This window comes from Psychromonas antarctica (assembly GCF_022267535.1).
GTDB lineage: Bacteria > Pseudomonadota > Gammaproteobacteria > Enterobacterales > Psychromonadaceae > Psychromonas > Psychromonas antarctica.
Genome location: NZ_JAHNZV010000133.1, coordinates 1 through 6,674, shown reverse-complemented (window position 1 = coordinate 6,674; position 6,674 = coordinate 1). Strand labels below are relative to the sequence as shown.

Genomic DNA, 6,674 nt, shown 5'->3' with positions numbered 1-6,674 from the left:
TCATAGGTCAGTTGTTTATATGTTTTCATTGTTGCATCTCTTGCCGGAGAAAAAGCGATTAGCATATATTCAGCTGACCGTTTTTTCTACCTATTCAAGTTATGCACTTATTATTTGAATCCAAGAGATGAAAAACCATCTGAAACTGAGATTGATGATTAACACCGAGAGGAGGCGATAGAAAAATGACGTTATAGAGCCTGCGAACACGACGAAAAATGCAGTGATAATAATGAGTATCGATAAGTTATATTAGCGGAGATCGTGACTGCGTCATCTCTACCTATGTATATTTATTTATATGTATAAAAACACCCGTTGCGGTATAGGTTCACTATCCGTCAAAAAGAGACGGGTATCCTGCAATCCTTTACAATCTGTGAAGCGCCCCGCAGTTCAAATATGTATAAGCCTTAAACTGAATGGCCAGTAAAAATAAGTCGCGCTGAGCAATTATTAATAAAGGAGAACTATTCTGCACAGCAGGACTGTATTAGTTTATTCGACAATGCGTAAGGGATAGCCATGGATGGAATACCAGTAAAAAAAAATGAATTAGTTATTGGTAAGGCAATTCCTTGGTCTGTATATGATCATAATGAGGCGCTGTTGCTGCGTAAAGGGTTCATTATTCATAGCAAACGCCAGCTTGACCGTTTACTTGACAGTGGCCTAATGCGCAAGGGCAATCCATCCCGCGATAATAGCCAAGAGTTCGCGACATCCCCGCACAAAAAAGTATCTATTTTTGAAGTTGAAGACTTTTTACTCCAGCGGTTAGATAGAGCCTACTGCATTGGATTTAAAGGAAAAAAATCTCCACTATTTATCTCTGAAATTATAGCGATTGCTAAATCTATACAAGTTGTTTCAGAAGAAGCACCGGCTGCGACGTTGGGCGCAATGCAGCTTAGCTTAGGCACAAATTACGGTCTTATTCATCCACTACACGCAGCGGTAATCTGCGAGATGATAGCCAAAAAGAAGGGCGTGAGTGATATCTCTCGCCTCTCTTTACTGGCTGCAGCCTTGACCCATGATATAGGCTATTATGAATTACAAGGTGAGTTAGTAAATCAAATCTCCCCTGTCACTCCTGAGCAAAAAAAGCAGATCGTCAATCACAGTATTTGCAGTGAACAGTTACTGATTGCTCTTGGGGTAAAAGATAAAACTTGGCTTGACGTTGTCCGTCATCATCATGAACGTTTAGATGGTAGCGGTTATCCCGATCGTCTTAAGGGCTTGCAGATATCGATGCCAGCGAGGATCCTTATGGCAGCAGATATTTATTCGGCAATGATCCGCCCTAAAAAATACCGCAGTGGTCGTGATATTCAAGAAGCACTTAATATACTTTTTTCAGCAAGAGAAAAAGAGATAGACTCTAGTGTGGTGCAGGTGTTGATCAGCGAACTGGGTCTTTATCCTCCTGGTTGTTTAGTTCAATTATATAATTCTGAAATTGCGGTTGTCCGAGGGCAAACAAAAGAGAGAAACGTTCCTGACATTATGTGCGTTGTTTCGCAACAGGGAGGTGCACTTGCTAGGCCATTACCACGAACAATCGATACAGGTGAATATCGTATTGTCGGACATGTATCTTCCTCTGAATATAAGTGGCTTAAAGTGAGTTTGAATACATTGTGGCCAAAGTTAAAACCTAATTCTGTGATTACTCGCTAATACCTATTGATTCACAAGCCGACAGGGTCACTCATTAGTCGTTTTCGGACAAGCGGGTATGTAAATCCCCTTGTATTTTGCCCCCTTATCGGACTTGAAGTCCTAAATTTACTGCTCATGCATACACACCTAAAAATCGCTATTCTGGTGCGGTAACACATGCAAGAGCGCCTCAGAAAAGTAAATACATGCAAAGCTTTTATTGTTCAAGCAACTCTTATATATCCGTAAAATCAGAGCGAAAATAAGGTAGTCCTACGAAACCTTATTCGTTGAAGGTTAAAATCAGCAAGCCTGACAAAATTAGAACAACGGCCACAGCTATTCGCCATGGCTATCACGCTTTTACCCTTTAACGACTAACAATAAAAAGCTCTAGTCAAATTGACTACTTTTTTGCAGCCATTACTTCTTCTAACTTGAGACCGGTCAGGTCACGAATAGTGATCCACAAATAATAAAAAATGCCAAGCAGCATCAACATCGATGGTAGTGCAATCATAGGGTAGCTATATAACGTCAGCTGACCCAGCTGTTCATTAAACTCAGGCGTTCCTGCAGGGCTGGTTACAAGCCACTTGGCAAGTATGTAATTCATTATTGCTGAAAAAGTAAAAGAGCAGACAACAAGATAGCTGGCTTTCATCAAGCGTTTTTCAAATACCCCCGTACTATTATGCTCTGCCAATCTTTGTTTTATCTTTTCTACATCCATCACATCGGGATTAAACAACAAAGCCCTTACTAAAGGGTAAGGCGTAAAAGTAGAAACTAAAACAGCAATACCGATCACCGCTGGAATGGCAGCTTCTTTAATCGCTAACCATTTATTATCTAACTCAAACAAGCCGATGCCCCCCGTCAGTAATACACTGAGTAAACCCAACAAAGCGATAAAATTAAACTTTCTATATTTTATTAATTCAAAAACACCCCAACCAAGTGGAAAAGCAAGCGCAGCGATCAGTCCGCCAACCGGCCCGAGATAGTTTTCAGCACTTAATTTCATCAGTATAAATGACGGGATAACAATGCTGACGACAAGGTCAACCATCGGATGGGATTTATATGTTGATGTACTATTCATGATGTTTACTTATTTGTTAGCGATTAAAGACTACTGGTTATAGCTAATTATCTTCCATAATACAATAGGCCAAGAGCTTTCGATAAAGCCGAGAATCGAGGCAAAACCGAGGCCAGATTTATTTGACCACGGCAAGAGGCTTCCCCTCCCTGTTAGCGCAAATTTAAAATGTCACATTAACTACTTATCTGGATTCACATGAATCTTTACAAAGAACGGCTTTTAAAGTGGCACCAGAATCCTCAGAAGATAACGTTGAAGCGATGATGAAATGGCCGAATAACTGATTTGCAGATACCTGGGCTTAACGATCAGCTAACGAATCCCAACAAGAAATATTTTTCCTAATGATTGACGGCAATAACTCGGCTCTTAGTCTAGTCGGTATTGTTGTTATTTTTTATAGGATGAATAGAGAGCACACGGCATCATATCCTTTAAAAACTAACTTTTAACTTATAGATTAGATGCACCATAAGACATATGCCCTCTGTTTTAATAGAAAAATTCACCTATATTGTATGCTGCAAAGTAGATTTTTGGCTTGTTTGAATGTTGGACTCGATGAGTTCGACTTGGAACCTACTGTCAATAAAAACAACAAATATCGAGGAGTCATCAATGATAATTCGCCGACCTTTTAGACTCACTAGCTTGTCAGTAGCATTGTTGCTGGTAGGCTGTGGTGGTAGTGATTCCAGTTCCCCCGGAGATACAACGTCTTCAACCGCTGTGATTAGCGGAACGGTACCCGGTACCTTTATTGAAGCCTTTTTTGCCGATGGTAGTTACTATTCAACTAACTCAATCGACAATGGAGAGGCTGAGCATCCATTTAGCTTAACCATTCCCTCTAGCGTGAACTTCCATTTAGTGATGACCACTAATAAAGGCACTGCGGATCAAATTATAACACCTATCCGTATTACCTCTGGTGGTGTTACCAGTGCGCTTATCAATACTTCAGTTACCTTCAATTTAGGTTACATACCACTTGCGATGAATTTAGCGGATATTATTGATGCCAATGGAGATGGTGTCGTGGATTCGCCACTTATCATTACTCCAGATTTGCCAGAAGGTGCACAAGTAGTTGAAGTCACACTCGATGCTCTTGACAGTGACAATGACGGTATCCCGAATATCTACGAAGATGATGACAATGATGGTGAATTTAACCTTGAAGACTTGGATGACGATAATGACGGTATCAACGATGTTGATGAAAGCGACGATGACGACAGTGATGATGATGGCGTAGATGACCAATACGATAGCGATCAAGACAACGATGGCGTTAACGACAACTCCCCTGTAACAACCTACACGCCCGTTAGTGCATACACGCCAAAAGTTGGTCGTTTGCTCGCCTCTCAATGTTTCCAGTGCCATGGTACCAACGGAAATTCAACCAATGATTGGGACAGCATAGCTGGTGAGTCAGTTTCTGAAATAGTAGAAGAGATGCAAGAATTTAAGTCGGGTGAAGAGGATGAGCCGATTATGGCAGCGCAAGCACATGGTTACAGTGATGCGGAAATAAGCGCATTAGCTGAGTGGTTAGCGACACAATCAAGTTCTGAAGGGGAGGATTAACAGATGAACATTTCACGTAGAATATTATTAAAAGCAATGGGTTTTGGAACGGTTGCGTTATTAACCCCTAAAATTATTAGCGCAGCAACGCTTCAACATGTGGTCGTGGTCGGCGGGGGATTTGCCGGAGCAACAGCCGCTAAGTATTTGAAAATTTGGGGCGGTTTAGCTGTTGAGGTCACGCTTATTGAGGCAAACTCGACTTATACCTCGCCTATCTTGAGTAACTTAGTGTTGAATGGTCAAAAAACGACCCAAAATTTAGAGTTTAACTATGTCAGCCACAGCACCAAGTATGCAATAAATGTGGTCCACACTACGGTTGATTCAATTGATAAATCGGGTCAAGTTTTGACATTAGGTGATGGCAGTACGTTAAGTTATGATCGTTTGATTTTGGCGCCGGGTATCGACTTTATTGACATTCCTGGTTTAGATTCAAGCAAAGTTCCACACGCTTGGAAAGCAGGTGTTCAGACTAATCTATTAAAGACTCAAATAGATGAGTTGGTGGATGGAGACCACTTTGTAATGACTGTACCGGCATCGCCCTATCGTTGCCCTCCAGGCCCTTATGAGCGCGCCTGCGTGGTGGCAGACTACTTAAAAAATACAAAGGGTTTTTCGAATTGCTCGGTCACAGTTTTGGATGCAAACGCCAATATAACGGTAGAGACCGACATGTTCCAAGCTCAATTTGATGGTTATGGGATTAATTACCGTCCTAATGTGGTAGTGCAAAGTGTCGATTCAGATGCACGAAGCATTACTTTTACTGAAAATGGTGGCGCTTTACAAACTTTGAGTTCACAAGTATTGAATGTGATTCCAAGTCATAAGGCAGGGAAAATAATTTTTGACGCAGGCCTGAATTATGGAAATTGGGCGCCAATCAACCCACTGAGTTATGAATCAACCCTTGCAAGTAACATTCACATCATTGGTGATTCACAAGGAACGGGCCAGCCCAAAGCCGGTCATCAGGCAAACTCAGAAGCGAAAGTGTGTGCGGATGCCATATTGCGTTCATTACAAGGTTTGCAACTAGATCCCGCGCCCAAAACAAACTCGGCTTGTTACAGTCCGGTGTCGTCTACCCAGGCCAGTTGGTTGACCGCAGTATATGAATATAATGAGGCGACTAAACAGATGCAGATGGTTACAGGGGGGGGATATCCTGCTGCTGCGTTACCGACTACAGGTAATTACAGTGCGATGTTTAATTGGGCAGGTAATCTGTTTGCCGATACCTTTTCTTAAAATCAACGCTTAATTTTGAGTAGGCTACTATACCCAGCGGGGGTGCCCTCATTTTTTATTAAGTAATCAGTAGGTCTTCAAAAAAGTAAGCGACTAATTCATGCCGGCCCGTGATGCCGGCTTTTTTGTATAGGTTAGACGCTTGTTGGCGTACGGTTTTTCCGCGCGTTTCACGTACGCCTGCAATTTCATGTAAGGTTAAGCCTTTTAATAACAGCAAGGCTACCTCTTTTTCACTTTTGGTTAGCTGCCATTCATCAAACTGAGTTTGAATTATTTTAGAGAATTCACCCATTAATTTTTGGGTCTGAAGTTGAGAGGTATTTAACTGTTTCTTAGTGCTAGTTAAGCGACTTCTGAGCACTGTCATCTGTTTATTCTGTTTTAAATTCCACACAACCAAGACTGCAAACGCGATTAAAGCAATCAGTCCTGATAATACTTCAACTAGAATATGCGAATTTAAGCCCCCCATGCTTGCCCAGTCCATAATGATATCGATGAACGATACTAAAAATATGAGGCTATAAACCAGAAGACTGAATTTAACTTGATTCATTTTGGGGGGCTTCTTAATTATATTGATAGGGTTAGTATAACCGAGTTAATTAGGCAGTCAAAGTAGGCTAAACCTAAAAGGATTAGGTACAACTTTAAAAAAACAAATACGCAACCCAAGTTACCCGTCGTATTAACTATTGATGAAGTTAGTCTATTACTTAAGTCTTTACCGAGTTCAGTAACTTTACCTTGTTACCTCTTATACGGCAGTGGATTAAGATTAATGGAAGCCGTCAAGTTACGCATTCAAGATATTAACTTTGATTATCTATCTATCAATATTTGGCAAGGGAAAGGTGGAAAGCATCGCAGCGTAACATTAGCACCAGAATTAATAAAACCATTACAGGATTCAAATGAGGGTGTAAAACAAACTGTGTAAATGCCCGTTAGATATGGGGAGCTAGTTGCTCCTCAAATTCGATTATAAAGCGATTTAAGGCGGGTTTCCAATTCCTTATTGGCATAGTCCACTTTTTAGACG

At 41.1% G+C, this 6,674-nt stretch carries 6 protein-coding genes; 4 read left to right on the top strand and 2 right to left on the bottom strand.

The genetic code is table 11. The features are described from left to right. Nucleotides 1-525 precede the first annotated feature (525 nt). Entirely contained in the window at nucleotides 526-1,686 is a 1,161-nt protein-coding gene (locus tag KSO91_RS15425; RefSeq protein ID WP_238743921.1) for an HD-GYP domain-containing protein, read from the top strand. A gap of 388 nt (nucleotides 1,687-2,074) precedes the next feature. Here the strand turns inward: KSO91_RS15425 and KSO91_RS15420 are convergent, their stop codons facing one another. Then, on the bottom strand, nucleotides 2,075-2,773 hold the full coding sequence (locus KSO91_RS15420) for a VC0807 family protein (RefSeq protein WP_238743920.1): 699 nt from the start codon (nucleotides 2,771-2,773) through the stop codon (nucleotides 2,075-2,077). A gap of 621 nt (nucleotides 2,774-3,394) precedes the next feature. On the opposite strand from KSO91_RS15420, the gene KSO91_RS15415 reads away from it, so the two are divergent. Beyond that, on the top strand, nucleotides 3,395-4,369 hold the full coding sequence (locus tag KSO91_RS15415; protein WP_238743919.1) for a c-type cytochrome: 975 nt from the start codon (nucleotides 3,395-3,397) through the stop codon (nucleotides 4,367-4,369). 3 nt (nucleotides 4,370-4,372) lie between these two features. Next, on the top strand, nucleotides 4,373-5,629 hold the full coding sequence (locus tag KSO91_RS15410; protein WP_238743918.1) for an FAD-dependent oxidoreductase: 1,257 nt from the start codon (nucleotides 4,373-4,375) through the stop codon (nucleotides 5,627-5,629). Between the two features lie 58 nt (nucleotides 5,630-5,687). On the opposite strand, the gene KSO91_RS15405 is transcribed toward KSO91_RS15410, so the two are convergent. Beyond that, nucleotides 5,688-6,188 (bottom strand): helix-turn-helix transcriptional regulator, encoded by a 501-nt coding sequence (locus tag KSO91_RS15405; RefSeq protein ID WP_238743917.1) that lies wholly within the window; start codon nucleotides 6,186-6,188, stop codon nucleotides 5,688-5,690. 81 nt (nucleotides 6,189-6,269) lie between these two features. Here KSO91_RS15405 and KSO91_RS15400 point away from each other — a divergent pair, with 81 nt between their 5' ends. Continuing rightward, nucleotides 6,270-6,572: a tyrosine-type recombinase/integrase gene (locus tag KSO91_RS15400; protein WP_338049784.1), complete on the top strand. Its 303-nt coding sequence runs from the start codon at nucleotides 6,270-6,272 to the stop codon at nucleotides 6,570-6,572. Nucleotides 6,573-6,674: the final 102 nt, after the last annotated feature.

Coding starts and splice junctions, on each gene's coding strand:
- KSO91_RS15415 (WP_238743919.1), top strand. CDS start 3,395: ATGATAATTCGCCGACCTTTTAGACTCACTAGCTTGTCAGTAGCATTG.
- KSO91_RS15410 (WP_238743918.1), top strand. CDS start 4,373: ATGAACATTTCACGTAGAATATTATTAAAAGCAATGGGTTTTGGAACG.
- KSO91_RS15420 (WP_238743920.1), bottom strand. CDS start 2,773: ATGAATAGTACATCAACATATAAATCCCATCCGATGGTTGACCTTGTC.
- KSO91_RS15425 (WP_238743921.1), top strand. CDS start 526: ATGGATGGAATACCAGTAAAAAAAAATGAATTAGTTATTGGTAAGGCA.
- KSO91_RS15405 (WP_238743917.1), bottom strand. CDS start 6,188: ATGAATCAAGTTAAATTCAGTCTTCTGGTTTATAGCCTCATATTTTTA.